We start from the raw sequence: 19016 nt of genomic DNA, 5'->3' as shown, positions 1-19016 counted from the left end.
CAGCACATATCGCTGTGAACGACGATGGGTGAACAGATCACCACCGCGGACCCAGCCGACGTCTCTGACGGTAGTCGTTCGCGGCGGCGGTCACGAACAGTTCCGCGAACGATTCACCTGGTCGGAGTCCCGCGTGTGATGGACCCGCCGCCGGGCTCGCGGCGTCCCCCGAACGGGGGCCATCCGGGTTGTGCTGTGGTGCAGTGCTTCCGGTGCTCGGCGGGGCCACGGCTCAGTTCGACGACCGGCGACGTGACCGTTGATGCGACCTCCGATCGCTCCGGCGTGCGACACGAAAACCGTCCGAGCGGACGACACCCGAATCGTGTCGTCCGGATGGTCTCGCGACAGAGATCAGCGTCTTGCCGCCCAGTTGTCGACGAGGCGCGGCAGCTCTCGGGCGCTGGCCGACAACGAGCGCTGAAAAGCACGGATGGCGAGCGCGTCGGCGACCCGGCCGATGGCTCCGCCGCCGACACCATCGTTGTGGACACGGTAGGTGAGTCGGACTCCGTCCAGCGCGTCATCGAAGGTGGCGGAGATGGTGAACCCGACGGGCGACTCCGTGGAGGTGAACTCGGTCGCCTCAGCGGGGTCGACGCGGATGAACTCGCCGACCCAGCCGACCGTGCGCCCCAGCGCTTTCATCTGGCCCTTCCACGTGGTGCCGACACGGATGGGCCCGTCCGACACCGGCACGATGCCGACGACACCCGGAGTGAGTGCCGCGACGTGCTCGGGGACCAGGCAATACTCCCAGACGGTCTCGACCGACTGCTTGATCACGACGGAGGCGGAGGCAACGGGCATGGGCGCGACGTTACCCGTGACCCCGGAATCCGTAGCGAAAGTTGGGATATGGCGCGCATTTTCGCGACGGATACCGCAGCGAGGATGGTGGGAATCGGGACAGCTCCACACCCGCTCGTCGTGCGTGATCGCGGGCATTGGATATGCTCCGACGACGGGATCATCACCGCAGTGTGTGGTGGCGGAATGTTGGAGCTCGAAGGTGATGTTCGCGTTTTCGGAGATCGGCGCGGCCGCGTTGCGCGGAACCACCTGGGTCGACCTGTTTCCGTGGCTCGACACCTACGAGTCATCGGACGCTGCGCACCTCGAAGCCCTCGTGCCGAACGTCCCTGACTGGTGGATCGCCGATTCCCCGCGCGAGACCGCGGCGGACACCTCACTCGACGAACTGGTCGCCGGCCTGGCACGTCTGGCCGTCCGTCGGCACCGAACCGCGACCTTCGGCGAACTCGCGCCGGGGATCGACCCGTCGGCGAGCCTCGTCGCACTGCGTCTGGGTCCGCGAGCCGAGACCGTCGTGCGGAGACTCACCGACCGGGACCGGGTGGAGGGCTTGTTGTCGACGACCGTCGGGTCGTTGTTCGACCTCAGGGGCACGAGTCCAGAGACCGTGCAGGACGTCGCCACCGGCGTCCTGGGTGCCTCGATCCTGGTCGACCCCGAGGACGGTCTGCCCGAGGACGAGAACACCGTCGATCCCGTCGTCACCCAACTCGTCGACGACCTGCGGGTACTGGCGCGATGGCGTGGGCTCCGCGGTGCGCAGGACGCACCCCTGATCCGCATCGACATCGAGGACGAGACGCCCGAGCAGGTGCAGGAGGTCGCTGCGCGTATCTCGGCGATCACCGGGCGGGACTTCGCGCGCACGGTTGAGTCGAATCCGGTCGACGAACTCGAGAACCTGATCGAGCAACTCGACGAGCGCGAGACCCTTGCCCTCACCGCCTTCGTGATGGCCACCGACCCGATCACGATCGGCGAGCTGAGCGTACGGCTGCACGTGAGCAAGAGTCGTGCTTCGGGGATCGTGGCGAAGCTCAGGCAGGACCTGGCCTCGGCCTGTGAGTACGAGACCACGGCCGGCGGTCTGTTGGCGAGCATGCGAGGGCAGATCCGGCCGGTGACCCCGTTGATCAGGCTGCTCGAGATGCAGCCCGTGCTCCGGACCGAGGTCCCGTCACTGGGCGTGCCGTTGTGGCTGGCGCTCGATCGGCTCGACGACGGATTCGAGGTCACCGGGCCGTGGGCGATCGCACCGGACCTCCGTTCGGCCACCGGGCGCACGATCGTCATGCTCGAGCAGTTCGAATCCGGCAACGGGGTCGTCCCTGTCGACGATGCCGCCGAAACGCTGCAGCTGACGCCCGACGAGACACGACAGTGGTTGGAGTACTGCGGGATCCCGGTCCTCGACGACCATGTGCTGCTGTCCACCCGACGCCTCGTCGACCATGCCGCAGCAGTCCTGGAGGTGGTCGGCGGACCCGTCGACATCCGCACACTGGTCGACCTGGTCGACACCGATCGTTCCGAACAGTACGTCGCCCGCCGGCTCTCCGACGACGAACGGTTCGAGACCACCGCTTCCGGGCTGTGGCGTCTGGCCGGACGGGAAATCGCTGCCGGCGGCGTGGGGTCCGTGCCCAGGCGGCCCGCCCTCCTCGACGTCGCAGGTGAACCCGGTGCTGTCGACGGAGTCGCCGGCATGGACTCCGTCCGTCCCACGCGACGCCTCTACCGAATCGGCGACACCTGGTGCTTCCGGATGCGGGTCACCACCGAGCACCTGCGCGGATCGGGCTTCACGATTCCGGTTGGCGTGGCACAGGCATTCGGCTGCAACAGGGGTGAGACGCGTGAGCTGCGAAGTCCGCTCGGTCCACAGATGATCCGGTGGACCGGAATCAACCCGACGTGCGGGACCATCCGGCGGTTTCTGGTGGAGGAACAGGTCGCGCCCACGGACTACGTGTTCCTCACTTACTCGGCCACCGGTGGATTCGGGGTTGTTCCCTGCGTCGCGACGCTCGAAGACCCCGTCCGGGGTGCGCTGGCACTCGTCGGTGTCGCGCAGCCGGACACCGTGTCCGACAACGAGGCGGTTCCGTTGCTCGCGAGCGCGATCGGGATGGAGGCCTCCGCCAAACCCCGCCGAATCCTCAGTCGCTACCAGGCACGGGACGACGCGGTCGCCACTCTGCTGGAGTCTGCGTGGACGGTGGCCGTTCGATGACCGCAGAATCGGCGGAAACCCCGACCATCCGCGCGCTCGGGCTGCACCACACCCTGCTCACGGCAGTGGCCGATCTGATCGACAACAGCGTGGATGCCGGGGCGCAGCATGTGCTGGTGCGGTTCCTGCAGTCCGGACAACGGGTCAGCGGACTGCGGATCGTCGACGACGGACTCGGCATGGATCCGGTCACCATCGACGCCGCCATGCGGTACGGCACCCAGCGTGCCTACCGCGGGGACGAACAAGGCCACTTCGGAGTCGGTCTGAAAGCCGCATCCCTCAGCCAGGCGGACCAGGTCACGGTGTATTCGCATGCCGTACAGGGTGATCCGGTCGGCCGGCGGCTCACCGTCGAGGCTCGCCACGATGCGCCCCGGCTCGATGTCGTCGACGATGCCGACGCGGCCAGGGTGATCGACACGGCCGCACCGCGGTTCCCGTTCCGGTCGGGAACCATCGTCGAATGGCGCGGGATTCGGACCTTTCCCAACGGCGTCGCCACCGAGGAACAGGGTGCCTGGCTGGAGGTCACGGTCGCCGATCTGCAGGCGTGGCTAGGCCTGGTGTTCCACCGTCTGATCGCCGACGGCCTCACCATCACCGTCGATGTCGCCGACGAGTTGGCCGGGCGGGCCGGTGTACCAAGGTCGGTGCGGCCGGTCGACCCGTTCGGTTATCGCACCAGTGGCGGCACGGGCTATCCGAAGTCCGTGTCCGTTCTCGGCAGCGACGTGGTGACCGCACACATCTGGCCCGCACGCAGTACCTCGCCCGACTACAAACTCGATGGGCGACCCGGCCGGGATTCCCAGGGGTTCTTCGTGTATCGCAATGGCCGACTGTTACAGGCCGGTGGATGGCTGGGCGTGTTGCGTCCACGACCCGAGTGGGCGCTGGCGCGGGTTGCGATAGACATCGACCCCCTTCTGGCCGAACACATCACGATCAATCCGGAGAAGGCCGGGGTGACGCTCGACGCCACACTCGCCACGGCGCTTCACGACGCATTGGGCAACTACCTCGACGACGCGGCGGCGACCGCCGTCGCCGCGCGGCGGGTTCAGCGTCGTCCGATCACCGTGGTCGAACCGGGGACCGGGCTGCCCGATGAGGTGGCAGACGAGTTCGCGGACACCTTCACCTTCGTGGAGACCGCAGAACCCGTCCAGATCGGATGGCGGGTACTGCCGCAGGATCGCTTCTTCGAAATCGATCTCGAATCCCGTGCACTGTGGCTGAATGCGCGTCTCCGCAGGAAGCTGGGCGGCCGCCGACGTTCGAACGGCGCTGACCTCCCGGTATTGCGGACCTTGGTGTTCCTGCTGGCACAGGACATGTTCGACGCGGTGCGGCACAGTGCCAGGCAGGTCGAGCAGATCGACGCCTGGCAACGGGTGCTGATCGCTGCACTGGCTGCAGAGGATGGGGGTGACGAGTGATCGACGTGGTGATCGACGCTCTGGTGCGCGAGTTCAAGACCGATCTCGCTCCGGCTCGCTTCCTCGGTGCCGTGGCCGGACGTGTCCTGGACGCCGGCGGAGGTCCGGTCACGATGGAAGCCCTGATCGACATCATCGTCGACGACCGGGCTTCGGCGGTGCGGTCGGCCGTCCGATCGTCGCTCACACGCTGGGACGCGGAAGGAGCCGCGGAGTGGACTGCGGCAACCGCACCGCAGACCGACGGGCGTCGGACGCTGATCTACACACTCCTGGGCATTCCCGAAGTCGCTTTCGAAGCGCTCACCGCCGCGTTCCCGATCGCGGTCGGCCCCACTGTGATCGCCGCCCCGCAGCCATGGGAACCCTGGTATGTGCCCGAACGTCGTGTGGCACAGAACTTCTACTGGTCGGCCTATCGACGCGTGCTCGCCGTTAAGGGCTGGGAACCCGAGGTCATCACCGGTCTCGACGTCGCGACCACCGCCGTCGTCCAGCGTCTCGCCGATCCGACCCGTGACGAGCCCTACCAGTCCAAAGGACTTGTGGTGGGTCACGTCCAGAGCGGGAAGACCGCGAATTTCACCGGGGTGATCGCAAAGGCGATCGACGCCGGCTACCGGCTGGTCATCGTGCTGACCGGCACGATCGAGTTGTTGCGCAGTCAGACTCAGCGCCGACTCGACATGGAACTCATCGGCATGCAGAACATCGACGACGCCGAGTACGAAAATGACGAAGACTGGCATGCCGGTCGGTTCCTCGATCATGTGCTGGACCCGAACCACTCCAACGAAGCCCCGGCGATCCGCAGGTTGACCGGCCGCGTCGACGATTACCAGGCTCTGGCCAAGGGGATCGGCACCCTGCACTACGAATTCGCTGATCATTCACGGCCGCTCTTCGATCCGGTCAACCTGTACTCGAGCAACGTCCGGGTGGCGGTGGTCAAGAAGAACGCTGCCGTGCTGCGCAAACTCGTCGCCGACGTCGGGAGAATCCCGACGCCTCTGGAACAGATCCCGACCCTCATCATCGACGACGAGGCCGACCAGGCGTCGGTGAACACCCAGAATCCGAAGAACTTCGCCGCCGGCCGGATCGAACGGACCGCCATCAACGAGCAGATCTCGCGTCTACTCGACACCCTCAAACGCAGCCAGTACATCGGATACACGGCAACGCCGTTCGCGAATGTCTTCGTCGATCCCGACGACTCGGTGAACATCTTCCCGAACGACTTCATCGTGAGTCTCGACCGGCCCGAGAAGTACATGGGCGGAGCCGATTTCCACGACGCCGATCAACTCGACGACGGGGTCGAGAAAACGCCCGCGAATTCCAACGAGAAGGCGTTCGTCCGGGATCTACGTGCGCAGAGCGATGAGGATCGCACCGCCGAGATGCGGCGTGCGCTGGACTCGTTCGTCCTGGCCGGCGCGATCAAACTGTACCGGCAAAGTCGAGGTGTACCAGGGGATTTCCACCACCACACCATGCTGGTCCACGAGTCGGTGAAGCAGGCCGAGCACAAGGCGCTGGCCGACGACTTCGAAATGGTGTGGAAGAGAGCCGGGTACAGCCAGCCGCACGGATTGGCGCGGCTGGAGAACCTGTGGGACGACGACTTCCGTCGGGTGTCCGCGGTGCGAGCCGACCCGTCGACGGCAAGTCCGGCGTCATTCGGTGAGCTCGAGGTGTTCATCGGCGCGGCGTGTGACCGGATCGGTTCGGGCGTCAGCCCGGTCATCGTGGTGAACGGAGCGGCCGACAAGGACTACATCCAGGAGCCGCTGGACTTCCAGGAGCATCCCGTGTGGAAGATCTTGGTCGGCGGAACCAAGCTGAGCCGCGGGTTCACGGTGGAGGGGCTCACGACGACCTACTACACCCGGCGAACCGCGCAGGCCGACACGCTGATGCAGATGGGACGCTGGTTCGGCTTCCGCCCCGGCTACCGAGATCTGGTGCGGCTGTTCATCGGCCGGGAGGTGCCGGGACCGGGCGGCCGGATCGTGGACATGTACGAGGCGTTCGAGGCCGTCGTCGCCGACGAGGAGGAGTTCCGCGACGAACTCCGTCGGTTCAAAGGCGTGAATGAGGCCGGTGAGCCGATGATCACCCCGCGCGATGTACCACCGATGGTGTTCCAGCGGTTGCCGTGGCTGCGGCCGACCGCGACCAACAAGATGTACAACGCCGAACTGAGCTATCGCAGCGTCGGCGGCCAGAGTTTCAGCTTCACCATGCAGGCACCCCGCGGCGACGGCTCGTACAACGCCACCCATTTCGCGGCGGTGCGGCCACTGCTCGATGCCCTTGACGAGTCGGGCGAGTTCTCGTTCATCGACAAGGATTCCACGTCACGGATGTTCCATGCGCGGTACGGGATTGTCGACGCCGAGGTCGTTCTGGAGACGATCACCCGGTTCGTGTGGGATGCCAACTGGGACTTCGAACCGCATCGTCGGGCCTTCGAATCGGCGATGAAACGCGGGGCGCTGGAGGACATGGCGATCCTGCTGCCGATCCCCAAGACGAAGAAGCCTGCGACGATCGGCGACTACCCGACGGAACTTCCGCTCGTCAACCGCAAACGCGAAGAGGCTGACTATCGCACGGGTTTCACCGGAACCGCGGTGCGCGAACGCGACGCGATCGAACACATCGCGGGCAACCCGAGCAAGCTCGTCGGCGGCCGGTTGGCCGACGCGCTCCGGTCGCCCACCCGCGGAGCGATGATCCTCCTGTTCGCCAGCGATCCGCCCAAGGGGAGTCGCCACTTCAAGTCGCACAGGCGAGGCAGGGCCGATCCGCGTGACGTGGCGACCCTGTTCTCGTATGCGCTTCCGTATCTTGCTGATCCCTCCCCGAAGGTCGGGTTCACGGTACGCAAGGAAGGGGCGGGGGCAATCGTCGATGCATGACCGTATGGAAGGTAGGAATTCTCGATGGCGAAGGTGATCGCGACGATCAGCCTGAAAGGCGGTGTCGGCAAGACGACCGTGACCGCCGGGCTGGCCGAGTTCATGGCGGCGGAGTTCGGGCAGCGGGTCTTGCTCATCGATCTCGACTCGCAGATCAATCTGACCACCATGATGATCAGCGAGGAGCGATGGTTCGAGCTGAACACGAATGGCCGCACGCTGGCCACGTTGTTCTCCGACGCGATCAACGGTACCCAGTACTTCCGGCTGAACGACGCGATCGAACGGGGTGTCTCCCCGGTGAAGAAGGTGAATACCGTCGACCTGCTGGCGTCGTCCCTGGATCTCATCGAGGTCCAGGAGGAACTGAGTGCGCTGCGGGTGGAGGGGCGCGCTCGAGGCAACGGAACCCAGTTCCTGCGTGAAGCAATCGCACCGGTGGTCGACTTCTACGACTACGTGCTGATCGACTGCCCGCCGAACATCGGACCCGTCACGCTGAACGGTCTGGCCGCCGCGGATGCCTACATCATCCCGACGATCCCGGATGTGTTGTCCACGTACGGTATTCCCCAGATCCAGACCCGCGTGCGCAAGATCGGTGACGAGATCGGCCGGACGATCGTCGAACTCGGCGTGGTGATCACCAAGTACAAGGCGAACTCGGCCGTGCACCGGTCGACGGCCCTGCGTCTGCGTCGTGATCCCACCATCCAGCATGTGCTGCCCAGCTACATCAATGAGGCGAATTCCGTTGCGGCAGCTGCTGAGTTCACGCCCTACGGGACGCTCCGGGTCAAGTACGGCAATCAAGGACAGTTCGATCAGTTCCGTGGGCTGGCCATGGACGTGATGACCGAGGCGCAGGAGAAGATCCGATGAGTTCCGACGACACCCGCCGTCGAATGGAGTACCAGGCCGTCGGCGGGGCGCTCGCGCAGCTGGACGCCAAGAATCCGCAAGCCGCACAGCTCATCGCCGGACTGACCACGGTGATCATCGCGGAAGCCGAGCGGTCCTCCCGCTTCGCCGCCGCGCTGACCGGAGTCGTCGACGCATTGCGTCCGGCCGATGGTGTGCTCGGCGCAGCACCGGTGCCGGCGCCGCGGAAGCGTGCCGCGGCGCCGAAGAAGCGGGTGACGCGTCAACCGGGTGCGTTCGACCCGTTCGTCGTCTACCGCGAGAGCGGCGGGCAGGACCTGGCGGCGCGGCTTGGCGAGCTGACCATCGAGCAGCTCCGGGACATCATCGCCGAACAGGAACTCGACACCCGTAAGGAAACCGGCCGCAAGCGGAAGGCCGAGGTGCTGGTTGCCTGGATCGTCGAACGGGTCGAGGCGTCGGAGAACAAGGGGAGCGTCTTCCGGTAGGAGCCGCCGCCGGGCTCAGCGCCCGAGGATGCCGCCCAGCATCCCGCCGGCGCCGGAGCCCGCGGCCCCGCCGCCGCCCGTGCCGCCGATGAAGCCGCCCGGCGGCAGCTCCGACGGCTGCACGACGACGAAGCCCTGGCCGGAGAAGGCGAGGGTGAAACGTTCGCCGGTGCTGCGTCCCATCAGGGTGCCGAGGTTGAACGAGTCGTTGGACTTCACCGAGGTACGGAGACTCGACGACCAGGCGACCGCGGCCTGTGGGTCGGCGTAGGTCGCGGCGTCGACGTTGAGCACCACCGGGGTGCCGTCGGTGGTGATGGCGATGCGTCCGCGACCGGTGAACACGCAGTTGTACAGGCCCGCGTTGCTCATCGCGCCCGCCCCCTGGACGCGCTGGATGTCGTAGCGCAGGGTCGAGTCGAACGCCAGGACGTTCGCGCCGTTGATGGTCAGGCCGTCGGTGCCGTCGAGGTCGATGAGATGGACGTCCGACGCGGCGTTGGCGAGGAACAGGTCGCCGCGTCCGGTGACCTTCATCAGCGGGACACCCTCGCCGGTCATGGCCTGGCGCATCATCCGGCCCAGCCCGCCGGAGCCGAGGGCCTCGAAGTTGAGGTCACCCTGGTAGGCGACCATCGACCCGGTGCGGGCCATCACCTCACCCGAGAGACCGATACGGCACATCTTGCTGCCCTGCTTCTGGATTCCCTGGCCGCTGACCTCGGCGTGGGACGGGGCGAACAGATCGCTGTGCATGGGGACTCCCGTGGGTTGGGTGGTGGCCGGAGCCGGGGGCGGAGTGACGGGTGACGGCGCGGCCGCGGGTGGTGACTGTGGTTGCGAGGCGGGCGGCCACGGCTGGGGATCGGTCACCCGCGGTGGCCGGCCGGGCTCGGGTGGTGGTGCCGGGTCGTCCTCGACCTCGATGCCGAACGCCGAGACGAGACCCGCGAGCCCGGCGTCGTAGCCCTGACCGACGGCGCGGACCTTCCAGGTGTCGTTGCGGCGGTAGATCTCCAGGCAGACGACGGCGGCCTCGCTGGTGAGGCCCGTGGGCGCGAACGTGAGTTCCTCGCCGCCGCCGCTCAGCGTCGCGGTCAGCGCACCGGCGGTCGCGAAGGTGGACGGCCCGCTGCCGTCCAGGCTCGCGGCCACGACGACGGTCGTGATGTCGCGGGGTAGCGCGGCGGTGTCGACGGTGACGATGTCGACCGCCCCGGCGGACCGGTAGCCGACGCCCGGACCGGCCGGCTGGTTGTAGAAGATCAGGTCGGCGTCGGAGCGGACGCGACCGGCATCGGTGAGCAGGATCGCCGAGGTGTTGACCGGCGATGCCGAACGCACCGAGACCGTCACAGCCGACGACGGCAACGGGCGGTTCTCTCCGGCGGACAGGGTGAGCACGTCGTCCATTGTGCCAAGTCGGACGCGCGAGGGAACTGCCTGTATACCGACTGACGTCACCTGTGGGCCGTCCCGCGGCGTTCCAGGACCCACGGCACCGTGAGTTACGCGGTGTGCGTCAGTGAAGGGGCCAGTGAGTCGCGAGCTCCCGCGGATCGACACCACTTCACTCAACGTGGTCCTTGACCAACTCGTCGAGATCACCCTGCCCGCCGACGATCCCACCGGCCGTCTGACGTACGAGCAGCTGGAGTATTGGCGGTTGATCCGCAACGTGGCCGATCGCCAGATCGCCACGCACGCAGCATACCTCGACGACCTTGGCGTCGCGGAAAAGGCGGGTTCGACCACCAAGAAGCTGCTGATCGAGATGGGGTTCCCGCCCGCAGCGGCTACTCGCACCACTCGGATCGCCGACGCTCTCGGCACGCTGAGCAAGGTCGAGGCCTGCGCTGCCGATGGTCGTCTCTCGGGTGAAGTCGTCGATGCCATCGTCCGGGGCATCGCGGTGATCGAGAGACGTTCATCTGCAGCGCTTTCCGACGGCGACCGGACGATCTACGAAATCGAACTCCTCACCCAAGCCTTGTCGGGTGCCACGCCCACCGAGATTCACAGACGGCGAGACCGTGCCCTTGGCCATGGGCCGCGAACGACGACTGTTCCCGGCACGCCTGCGCAAGGCGATCATCCTGCGCGACGAGACCTGCATCAAATGCGGTGCGCCGCCGTCACATACGCAGGTCCATCACATCCAGCACTGGTCCGACGACGGTGATACCGACCTCGACAACGGGTGCCTGCTCTGTCAACGCTGCCACACCCAGGTCCACCACAACGGCTGGGACATCATGCTGGGCTTCCTCCGCCACCCGTGGCTCATCCCGCCCGCCGACGTCGATCCGCAACGGCGCGCCCTACCCGCCTACAAGCGGCGCACCATGCGACTCGACGACGCCGCCTGACTTTCGCGCAGCCGGCTTCGATACGGCTCGTCGCAAGCTCCTCGCGTACTCAACCAGCAGCGGGGTCCGCCACATGTCGGGACCGCATCTGTTCCTTGACAACTCCACAGTGTGAAGGCGCCGGAAAATCAGTGGCGCTCGTGGGCGGTGACGCCGCACCATGTTCACCGACAGTGCGTCCACGGCGATGTCCGTGGTGATTCGACGCTGCCGCAACGCAGTTCGCGTCTGTGGTGGCCGGCGGTGAGGAGGTCGTCATGACCGTGGTTCTACTGGCGATCGTGGGCGGCCTCATCCTGCTCGCGATCATCATCCGCACGGTTCTCGTCGTCGCCGGCGACGGTCGTCGGCGGGTGAGGTACCAGGACGCGTACGACACCCGGCGTCCGAGCCTCTGAGTATCAGCTGCCGGCCATCATTCGGCGCGCTTGAGTACTGCGAGGACCGTCAGCAGCAGGATCTTGACGTCGAGCCACAGCGACCAGTTCTCGATGTAGTAGTTGTCCCATTCGGCGCGGTCGGCGATCGAGGTCTGACCGCGGAGACCGTGCACCTGGGCCCAGCCGGTCACGCCGGCCTTGACCCGGTGCCGTTCGCCGTAGCGGCGGATCTGCACCTCGAACAGGGACACGAACTCGGGGCGTTCCGGGCGGGGCCCGACAAGACTCATCTCTCCGCGCACGACGTTGAGCAGCTGTGGCAACTCGTCCATCGACGTCGAACGCATGATCTTGCCGATCCTGGTGCGCCGGTCGACGCCCTCGACGCCGCCGGGGGCGTTGCCGGCCGCGGGCCGGAACTTCTCGGCCGTCGGGTCCTCGGGTCGCATCGAACGGAACTTGAGACAGTCGAAGACCCGGCCGTCGCGGCCCACACGCGGCTGGGCGAAGAAGATCGGGCCGGGGGAACTCAGGCGCACCAGCAACATGAGTGTCAGGAACACGGGCGAGATCGCGGCGAGGATCAGCGCTGCAACCACACGGTCGCCGATGTGCTTCGTCCGGAACTGCCATCCCTGCGGATTGGTGTGAGGAACCGACATCAACGGGAGGCCACCGATGTGGTCGACGCGGCTGCGTCGGCCGATGACGTCGAACATGCGGGGAACGATCCACACCTTGACCCCGTGCCGGTGTGCGATGCGGACCGACGCGGTCAATCGCTCGACGTTCGTGACCGCGAAGGCGACCACGAGGATTTCGGCATTCGTCGCCCGGATCGCCTGGTCGAGGTCGTCGACACCCCCGAGCTGAGGAACCCGGGACGCGCGTTCGTCCCGGTCACGCGGCGGTGCCCCGGCGGCCAGGACACCGACCGGCTTGAGGCCGTGCTCCGGCGCTGCGACCATGCGCCCGACCACCTGCTCGGTGACCGGTCCATCGCCGATGATCAGGGTCGGTGCCATCAGGTGTCCGTGGCGGCGGAGGTTGCGCTGAACGAGATCCCGGACCAGCCGCCCGAACGGGACCCAGAACAACGCGGAGATCCAGAGCTTCGTCGTGGCCGCGCCCGGACGTTCGTCGAGGCCGGCCAGGAGCATCAGCGACAGCAGGACCATCGCCGCGACGGTGCAACCGGTCATGACCTTGCCGACCTCGTCCAGGAATCGGCGATTGAGTCCGCGCCGGTAGATCTTTCGTAACCCGAAGACGCCCACGAGGGCGACCGGGTACAGCGCAATGGTCCAGAGTGGGGGATAGTCGGACTGGCGAAGGACGATCCACCAGATGGCGACAGCTGTGGCGATCGCCGAGGTCACGACGTCGATGGAAACCGTGATGGCGGTACTGAGCGGATCATCGCGCACCAGGTCGCCGAGTGAGCGCCGAGAATCAGGGGAGTCGGCAGGCCTGCCCGACCTGGGCAGCGCCTCGACCTCCGAGGTATGGGTAGCCAAGTCCACTCCATCGATGAACGGCCCCCCGGTCACCGCCAATTGTAAAGGTGGCTAACGGAAACATGCGACTCGGCCTCACATTTGCCGGCGAGTCGCGCTCAGTCGCGGAACACGGCTTCCCTCACCACCACCGACAGATCGGTGAGCAGGGCGATGTCGGTCGACGACCAGTGGTGCGGTTCGGTATCCCAGACGCAGAAGGTACCGATGACGTGTCCGTCGCCCGCGTGCAGCGGAATGCCGAGGTAGGAGGCCACCTCGCCGTTGCGTGCGGTCGAGTGCTCGGACAGGACCGGATGGTCGGCGATGTCGTCGATCACCAGCATTGCGTCACTCACAACGGGGTAGACGCACAGAGAGTCCAGCAGCGGCCGCGTACCCTTGTGCCCCGGCTTTCCGGACTGCCAGGCGATCGACGCGTTGGTCTGTCCTTCGGCGGTGACCACGTTGAGTGCCGCGTAGGCGACGCCAAGCGCATTGATCGTCAGGCTGATCGCGTCATCGACGGCCGGATGTGGCTGACCGGAGAGAAGCCCCGATTCCTCGATGGCTCGCACGCGGGCCGGGTCGGACAGCAGTTCGCGTAATGCCGCCGCGGTCTTCTCATCTGCCCCTCGAACCGCGTCGAAGATGGCCGACATGGTCGAGTCGCCCGGGACGCCCAGTACCGACGACAGTCGATCTGCGGACGCGTCCGCTTCGCGGTCGTCCGCCTCGTTCGGGTTGGTGTTCATGAGAGGTCTCCACTTCGCGAGCCACACCGCGCTTGCCCCGACGGCGGGTGGTGGGTCATCGACAGTCGTTCCGGACGGGATCCCCGTTCGACACGGCCTTCACCCAGTCTGCTGTTTTCGAGCCGACGTCGAGTATGCCGTGCGATTGCCCCCTGACGATCACCGTGTTGATCACATCACCTCGAGCGCAGGCCTGCTCTATCGCGCCCGCGGTCCACGACGGACGGATCACCTTGTCCTCGGAGCTGTAGGAGATCAGCATCGGAGCGCTCGCCCGACCCTGCGGCAGACTCGCCTCACCCAGCCACCCCCGCAGTCGTTCGGTGGCAGCGGCGTCGATCGGACGGTAGTCGGGGGGTTCCGTGATCTCGACGATGTCCTGTTTCTGCACCCGCGCGGCGTCGTTGCATTCGAGGAAGACCCGGAACGTGTCGCGGATGGGACCGCGGAGGTAGTCGTCGATGTTCAGTTCCGGGTGGACCGTCTTCAGTCCCGTCAGGATGACCGGAAGGAACGCGATCTGATCCGGTGTCAGCGTGCCGGCCGCCATGGAGTCGGCGAGGGGCCGGATGTCGAGTGCCGGACTCATGCTGACCGTCCCCATCAGGTTCAGTCCGTCGCCATAGGAATCGGCGATCTCGTTCGCCCGGAACACCGCGTGCGCACCTTGGGACACACCGAATCCCCACCAGTCGTCGGTGGTGTCGTGGACGATCGAGCGCACTGCGCGCACCGAGTCGATGATGTTGCGTGCGGCAACCGTGGGTTCGAGGTAGGCGTGATCACCCGGGGTGCCCAGACCCTGGTAGTCGGTCTGCACGACCACGAATCCCTGCTCGAGGAGGGTGGCGACGAGATCGACGGTGCCGAGCAGGTTGCCGTAGAACGACGGTGCGCAGTTGTTCGCGACGCCGGTCGTCGGGTGACCGAGCGCGATGACGGGCCAGCCGCCGGCGGGGGCCGTTCCACGGGGCACGAATGCGGCCGCCGACACAGGCACCAATTCGCCGGTGACGGGATGCTCCGAGCGATACCGGAAACGCAGCGCGCGCTCGGCGATCTTGGCCAGTGAGCGGTACTCGCTGGTGTCGGAGGCCGTGCCGATGACGTCGCCGGGCGATGCCCCCTCCGGCACCGTGCTCCCGGACGGGCCGGACTCGGAGGAGCCATCGGTGGCGCAGGACGTCCCGGTGAGGGCGACCAGCAGGGTCGTGAGGAACAGGACGGTCGAGATGATTCCCGAGCGCAACGGTGAGGATGTTCCCGAGCGCAGGGGTGAGGATCTTCCCGAGCGGAGCGATCGTGGGCCACGGAACCTGGGGCCGGGTGCACTCATGATCGGGTGAGGAGCCGTTCGAAAAGCGACACCGGATCGTCGCAGAGGTGCTGCTGGGCGGCTTCGATCAGGGCGGGGTCGATGAAGGCGCGGTAGAAGGTGGTGGTGAGAGAGCGGACCCCGCCGATCTCGCTGACGAAGGTGGTCGCCGCATCCGGACCGTCCGGTTCGAGGGAGGCATAGAGGTGGTGCGACGGCGCGGTCGGGTCCCAGTCGACGTCGTCGAACATGTCGATCCGCCCCATGTCGCTGACCGAGAGACGCAGTCGGTCGGGCACCTGGACGTCGTCGGATGCCTCCGGCTCGATCCCGGCCCCCGACTTGGGCAGCAGGCCGCGGAGTTCCGCCGAGGCCAGGATGGCGGCCGGCCACCCGGAACCGGCGACCGCGCGAATGCGGTCGCCGACCTCGGGCGGCGTCGCCCCGTCAGGGAAGCGGATCGGGATGCCGACGGCGAGGTTGCCGTGATCCGCGGCGTGCGTGGGGTCGAGGTAGCGCCGGCAGTCGAACAGCACTTGCGTGCGATCGTCGATCGAGACGCCCTGCGCGGTGACGGCCGCACGCCACAGTGCAACGGTCACGGCGGCCGAGGACGCCTTCATCCCGCTGTCGGCGACCGCGGCGCGTAGTGCGCGTGCCCGGTCGGCGGGCATCGAGGTGGCCACGACGTGGCGCGTGGTGCGCCAGTCCGACAGCGAACGGGTGGGGCCCGCCGGAGCGCCGGCCGCGTTCGCCGCGCGCAGGCGGGCGATCTCGCGCAGCCGTCCGGGGTTGCGCAACAGGTGCCTGCGGGCGGCGTGCCACGCCGAGTTCGCCGGCAGTGACCGTTCCAGGTTGGCTGCCATCGCGGCCTCGTCGCGGCCGGCCAGCCCGGCGAACTGCTCCAGACCGACCCGGCCGTCGCCGATCCCGTGGCTGTGTTCGAGAACGAGCCAACTCCCGCACAGCAGATACTCGGGGCGTCCCGCCGGTACCGGAGCGTTCCGCAGCCGTGTCAGGATCTCGCCGGGGGACAGCTCGGCCAGATCGGGCCGCACCGAGATGGGGATCGGCGAGACGTCGTGGGCCCACGTCTTCGACGCCGGGTCGGGGACGACGGTGAGGCGCGAGGTCGGGGTCAGCGCGGGTGCGAGGCGCTCGCGGATGCGGTCGGCGTCGAGTGAGGCCAGTGGACCGGTCATCGCGATCGTGCGAGACGTCGCGAGGGCGCGATCGAGGACCGTCGAACGCGTCGTGTCAGATTGCGGCACCGACGACCTCCCGCATCTCGGCGCGGAAGCGTTCCCGGCGGAATCGTTCGGCCCACGCCCGTATCTCGGTGCGGTCGTAATCGGCGACGGCGAAGTCGCGCATGGCTGCGGCGAACCGGTCGACGATGTCGTCGTCGGAGCCGGGTTCGACGAGGAGTCCGGTCGACCCGGGGACGACGGTGTCCAGCGCCCCGCCCTCGCCGAGAGCGATGACCGGCGTGCCCGTGGCCATGGCCTCGACCGGCACGATCCCGAAATCCTCGATGCCGGGCATCAGGACGGCACGCGCGCTGCGGTGCAGGTTCAGGAGCGTCTCGTGGGGAACCCGCCCGAGGAAGGTGGTCTTCGGGCCGGCCAGTTCACGGCACTGCTGCATGGCGCGGCCGTCTCCGGCGACCACCAGCCGGACATCGGCTTTCGCGGCAGCGGCGATGGCGAGGTCGGGACGTTTGTAGGGCACCAGGCGCCCGGCGAGGAGGTAGAAGTCCTCGCGTTCCACTGCCGGATCGGGGGTGAATCCATCGAGGTCGACGGGTGGGTGGACGACGATCGCGTCGCGGTCCCAGTGTTCGCGGATACGTGCCGCCACGGCCGTGGAATTCGCGACCACGGTGTGGAGTTCCGGTGCGGCTGCGACCTCACATCGGCGCGCGACGACCGACAGGGCCGACAGTATCGCGGCACCGGCAGCTCCGCCGCCTTCGCCTGCGCGCAGCGACGGGTCCCAGGCCCACCGGGCGGGACTGTGAACGTAGGCGATGACGGGTGCGTCGGTGGCGAACACCGACTGTGTCGCGAACGCGTGGTGGCTGGCCACGATCGCCGATGCGTCCCGGAGATGCATGTGGCGGAAAGCCCACGGCATCAGGGGAAGCAACGGGGCGTAACTGCGTTCGTGGAGCAACCGGTAGGCGCGGTTGAGTGGCGTGGTGATCGGGGGATCGGTCAGACCCGCCGGGATCCCTTCGGCGCGGGCGATGGGTGCGTGGACCTCGACCTCGCGCCACGTCGCGGCGAGCTGCTCGACGACGTGTTCGGATCCGGCGATCTCGGTGAGCCGTTCGTGGACGACGGCGATGCGATCACCGGGCATGGTCACCCATGTCCCACGTGGTGCCGTTCCGGTTCGGGGAGAACGGCTCCTGAGGACGAGGGTCCCGCGGGGACGCGTCCAGCGGGGACACGCGGAACCGGTCGGAGTCGAACGGCCGACCGTGCGAGTGCCGGTGGGCCGGTGTGCGTGGCGGCTGGGACGGCACCGCGGTCGTGGCCACGTCGCCGCTGGGGAAGGGGTCGACGTGGGCTCGCGGTGCGTGGACATCGACACCGGGACCCGGTGGCGGAGCGTCGTCGGACGGAGTGTCGTCGGCACCGACGGGAGGACGTCGCAGTACGACGAGGTGACGGTTGATGCCGATCTCGGCGAACTGGGCGAGCGCCCGCGCGGCGAGTGACCGGTCGGTGCCGGCGGTCGAGATGGCGACCACTGCGAGCGCGAGGTCACCCGGATCGACACGCTGCCACCACGGTTCGGTGAGCGGGAGCCGTTCGAGGCGCATCGGATGTCCAGCGGCGTCGTCGGCGGGCGGGGCGGTCCGGTCGACGAGGCCGTCCGCATCCACACCGGAACCGGTCAGGATGAGCGCGACCTGTGCGCGTCGGTGTCGTTGGGCGAGCGCGGGCAGCACGGTGTCCGGCAGTCCCGGGCCGGCGGTGGCGTCGTCGTAGGAGAGCTGCGCCCCGTACTTGTGGGCGATTCTCCTCGCCCAGATGGGATTCGGTGTCCGCCCGGCTCTGCCCCGGATCAGTACGAGCAGTTCGGCGGCGAGGATGGTTGCGGCGATGGCGGCCACGGCACCTTCCTGCGTCGGATTCGGGGCGATCGGCTTCGCGCCCGCCGAGGGGGCGGCGAGGATCGCGAGGCTGTCGGTCGAGGAGTTCTGCAGGCGGGTCAGTTGTGAGTTGAGGTCCGCCAAGGTGGCGTTGGACTCCGCCTTGGAGTCGCCCCGATCGGGCAGCGCGCGGTTGCGTGCCCGCTCGGCGGTGATCTGGGCGCGAAGCTGGTCGACGACCCGGCTGATGTCGCGGGCGTGGTTGGAGACCGCGGCCGCCGAGATCGCGGTCACCATGGCGCGTGCCACGTTCTCGGCCTGATCGGATGAGGGTGCCGTCGCGGTGAACAGCAGCAGCGAGGGCGTCGTACCCGGTCCGGTGGTGACGTGCTCGCGGAGTTCGGTGGTGTCCCAACCGGTGTCGACCTGGGTCAGGACCTGCTGGAGCACGTTCTCGTCGGTCGAGAGCGCGATGAACGGGGCACGCATCTGTTCGATGTAGGCGTCTCCCGGGATGATGTCGCCGGACGGGGTGATCTCGGCGACCACGGTCGCCGAGTACTCCTTGGGTACGAGCGCGGTGCGCAGACCGAACACGCACGCGCCGACGAGCAGACCGATCAGAATGGCGGGCAGGGCGACACGGGCGAGATCGCGGAAATGCCCGAAGAGATCGACCGACGGTGGCGCGTCGCGGCGTCCGGCGGAGTCCAGACTGGAGGTCACACATCTCTCCTGTGGTGTTGGGTGCCCCCCGGCGGCCGCCGCCCGATGATCTTGCCGTCGGTCGACTTTCGGTTCACTTTAGCT

General features: G+C 67.4%; 14 protein-coding genes and 1 pseudogene. 7 read left to right on the top strand and 8 right to left on the bottom strand.

The window, feature by feature from the left end; all coding sequences use genetic code 11:
* Positions 1-354: 354 nt before the first annotated feature.
* Positions 355-810 carry an SRPBCC family protein gene (locus IHQ52_RS21740; protein ID WP_096274513.1) on the bottom strand — a complete coding sequence of 152 codons (456 nt, stop codon included), beginning with the start codon at positions 808-810 and terminating at the stop codon, positions 355-357.
* A gap of 205 nt (positions 811-1015) precedes the next feature.
* On the opposite strand from IHQ52_RS21740, the gene IHQ52_RS21735 reads away from it, so the two are divergent.
* From IHQ52_RS21735 to IHQ52_RS21715, 5 genes are read left to right on the top strand one after another with little or no spacing between them, the layout of a single operon-like run.
* Complete coding sequence (locus IHQ52_RS21735) at positions 1016-3049, top strand: hypothetical protein (protein ID WP_096275001.1); 2034 nt, start codon at positions 1016-1018, stop codon at positions 3047-3049.
* Positions 3046-4491 carry an ATP-binding protein gene (locus IHQ52_RS21730; protein WP_096275000.1) on the top strand — a complete coding sequence of 482 codons (1446 nt, stop codon included), beginning with the start codon at positions 3046-3048 and terminating at the stop codon, positions 4489-4491. The genes IHQ52_RS21735 and IHQ52_RS21730 overlap by 4 nt, the downstream gene beginning before the upstream one ends.
* Positions 4488-7418 (top strand): Z1 domain-containing protein, encoded by a 2931-nt coding sequence (locus IHQ52_RS21725; RefSeq protein ID WP_096274511.1) that lies wholly within the window; start codon positions 4488-4490, stop codon positions 7416-7418. The genes IHQ52_RS21730 and IHQ52_RS21725 overlap by 4 nt, the downstream gene beginning before the upstream one ends.
* Positions 7419-7442: 24 nt before the next feature.
* Positions 7443-8300 carry a ParA family protein gene (locus IHQ52_RS21720; protein ID WP_096274508.1) on the top strand — a complete coding sequence of 286 codons (858 nt, stop codon included), beginning with the start codon at positions 7443-7445 and terminating at the stop codon, positions 8298-8300.
* Positions 8297-8788 carry a hypothetical protein gene (locus IHQ52_RS21715; RefSeq protein WP_096274506.1) on the top strand — a complete coding sequence of 164 codons (492 nt, stop codon included), beginning with the start codon at positions 8297-8299 and terminating at the stop codon, positions 8786-8788. Before IHQ52_RS21720 ends, IHQ52_RS21715 begins: the two co-directional genes overlap by 4 nt.
* Before the next feature lie 15 nt (positions 8789-8803).
* Here the strand turns inward: IHQ52_RS21715 and IHQ52_RS21710 are convergent, their stop codons facing one another.
* Positions 8804-10201, bottom strand: coding sequence for an AIM24 family protein (locus IHQ52_RS21710; RefSeq protein ID WP_096274504.1), 1398 nt, complete (start codon positions 10199-10201; stop codon positions 8804-8806).
* Between the two features lie 124 nt (positions 10202-10325).
* Between IHQ52_RS21710 and IHQ52_RS21705 the strand changes: the two are divergent.
* Both IHQ52_RS21705 and IHQ52_RS21700 read left to right on the top strand, forming a co-directional pair.
* Positions 10326-11157, top strand: a pseudogene (locus IHQ52_RS21705) (HNH endonuclease).
* A 257-nt stretch (positions 11158-11414) separates the two neighbouring features.
* Positions 11415-11555: a hypothetical protein gene (locus IHQ52_RS21700; RefSeq protein ID WP_191834497.1), complete on the top strand. Its 141-nt coding sequence runs from the start codon at positions 11415-11417 to the stop codon at positions 11553-11555.
* 17 nt (positions 11556-11572) lie between these two features.
* Here the strand turns inward: IHQ52_RS21700 and IHQ52_RS21695 are convergent, their stop codons facing one another.
* The 6 genes from IHQ52_RS21695 to IHQ52_RS21670 all read right to left on the bottom strand — a co-directional run bounded on the left by IHQ52_RS21695 (position 11573) and on the right by IHQ52_RS21670 (position 18932).
* Positions 11573-13054: a sugar transferase gene (locus IHQ52_RS21695; protein WP_024497716.1), complete on the bottom strand. Its 1482-nt coding sequence runs from the start codon at positions 13052-13054 to the stop codon at positions 11573-11575.
* A 98-nt stretch (positions 13055-13152) separates the two neighbouring features.
* Positions 13153-13788 (bottom strand): GAF domain-containing protein, encoded by a 636-nt coding sequence (locus tag IHQ52_RS21690; protein ID WP_035760271.1) that lies wholly within the window; start codon positions 13786-13788, stop codon positions 13153-13155.
* A 55-nt stretch (positions 13789-13843) separates the two neighbouring features.
* Positions 13844-15037 carry a lipase family protein gene (locus tag IHQ52_RS21685; protein WP_232513011.1) on the bottom strand — a complete coding sequence of 398 codons (1194 nt, stop codon included), beginning with the start codon at positions 15035-15037 and terminating at the stop codon, positions 13844-13846.
* An 83-nt stretch (positions 15038-15120) separates the two neighbouring features.
* Positions 15121-16374 carry a hypothetical protein gene (locus IHQ52_RS21680; protein ID WP_096274502.1) on the bottom strand — a complete coding sequence of 418 codons (1254 nt, stop codon included), beginning with the start codon at positions 16372-16374 and terminating at the stop codon, positions 15121-15123.
* On the bottom strand, positions 16361-17467 hold the full coding sequence (locus IHQ52_RS21675) for a glycosyltransferase (RefSeq protein ID WP_006434627.1): 1107 nt from the start codon (positions 17465-17467) through the stop codon (positions 16361-16363). The genes IHQ52_RS21680 and IHQ52_RS21675 overlap by 14 nt, the downstream gene beginning before the upstream one ends.
* On the bottom strand, positions 17457-18932 hold the full coding sequence (locus IHQ52_RS21670; protein ID WP_024497721.1) for a YveK family protein: 1476 nt from the start codon (positions 18930-18932) through the stop codon (positions 17457-17459). The genes IHQ52_RS21675 and IHQ52_RS21670 overlap by 11 nt, the downstream gene beginning before the upstream one ends.
* Between the last annotated feature and the right edge of the window lie 84 nt (positions 18933-19016).

Origin of the sequence: Gordonia amicalis (assembly GCF_022059885.1) — a bacterium.
In the GTDB taxonomy this organism is placed as follows: domain Bacteria; phylum Actinomycetota; class Actinomycetes; order Mycobacteriales; family Mycobacteriaceae; genus Gordonia; species Gordonia amicalis.
Note: the sequence above shows the minus strand (reverse complement) of the source record. Positions and strands in the feature narration are given on the sequence as shown.

What these genes read in the sequence shown, in the direction of transcription:
- IHQ52_RS21740 (WP_096274513.1), bottom strand. Translation starts at nt 810, where the DNA reads ATGCCCGTTGCCTCCGCCTCCGTCGTGATCAAGCAGTCGGTCGAGACC.
- IHQ52_RS21735 (WP_096275001.1), top strand. Translation starts at nt 1,016, where the DNA reads ATGTTCGCGTTTTCGGAGATCGGCGCGGCCGCGTTGCGCGGAACCACC.
- IHQ52_RS21730 (WP_096275000.1), top strand. Translation starts at nt 3,046, where the DNA reads ATGACCGCAGAATCGGCGGAAACCCCGACCATCCGCGCGCTCGGGCTG.
- IHQ52_RS21720 (WP_096274508.1), top strand. Translation starts at nt 7,443, where the DNA reads ATGGCGAAGGTGATCGCGACGATCAGCCTGAAAGGCGGTGTCGGCAAG.
- IHQ52_RS21715 (WP_096274506.1), top strand. Translation starts at nt 8,297, where the DNA reads ATGAGTTCCGACGACACCCGCCGTCGAATGGAGTACCAGGCCGTCGGC.
- IHQ52_RS21710 (WP_096274504.1), bottom strand. Translation starts at nt 10,201, where the DNA reads ATGGACGACGTGCTCACCCTGTCCGCCGGAGAGAACCGCCCGTTGCCG.
- IHQ52_RS21700 (WP_191834497.1), top strand. Translation starts at nt 11,415, where the DNA reads ATGACCGTGGTTCTACTGGCGATCGTGGGCGGCCTCATCCTGCTCGCG.
- IHQ52_RS21690 (WP_035760271.1), bottom strand. Translation starts at nt 13,788, where the DNA reads ATGAACACCAACCCGAACGAGGCGGACGACCGCGAAGCGGACGCGTCC.
- IHQ52_RS21675 (WP_006434627.1), bottom strand. Translation starts at nt 17,467, where the DNA reads ATGCCCGGTGATCGCATCGCCGTCGTCCACGAACGGCTCACCGAGATC.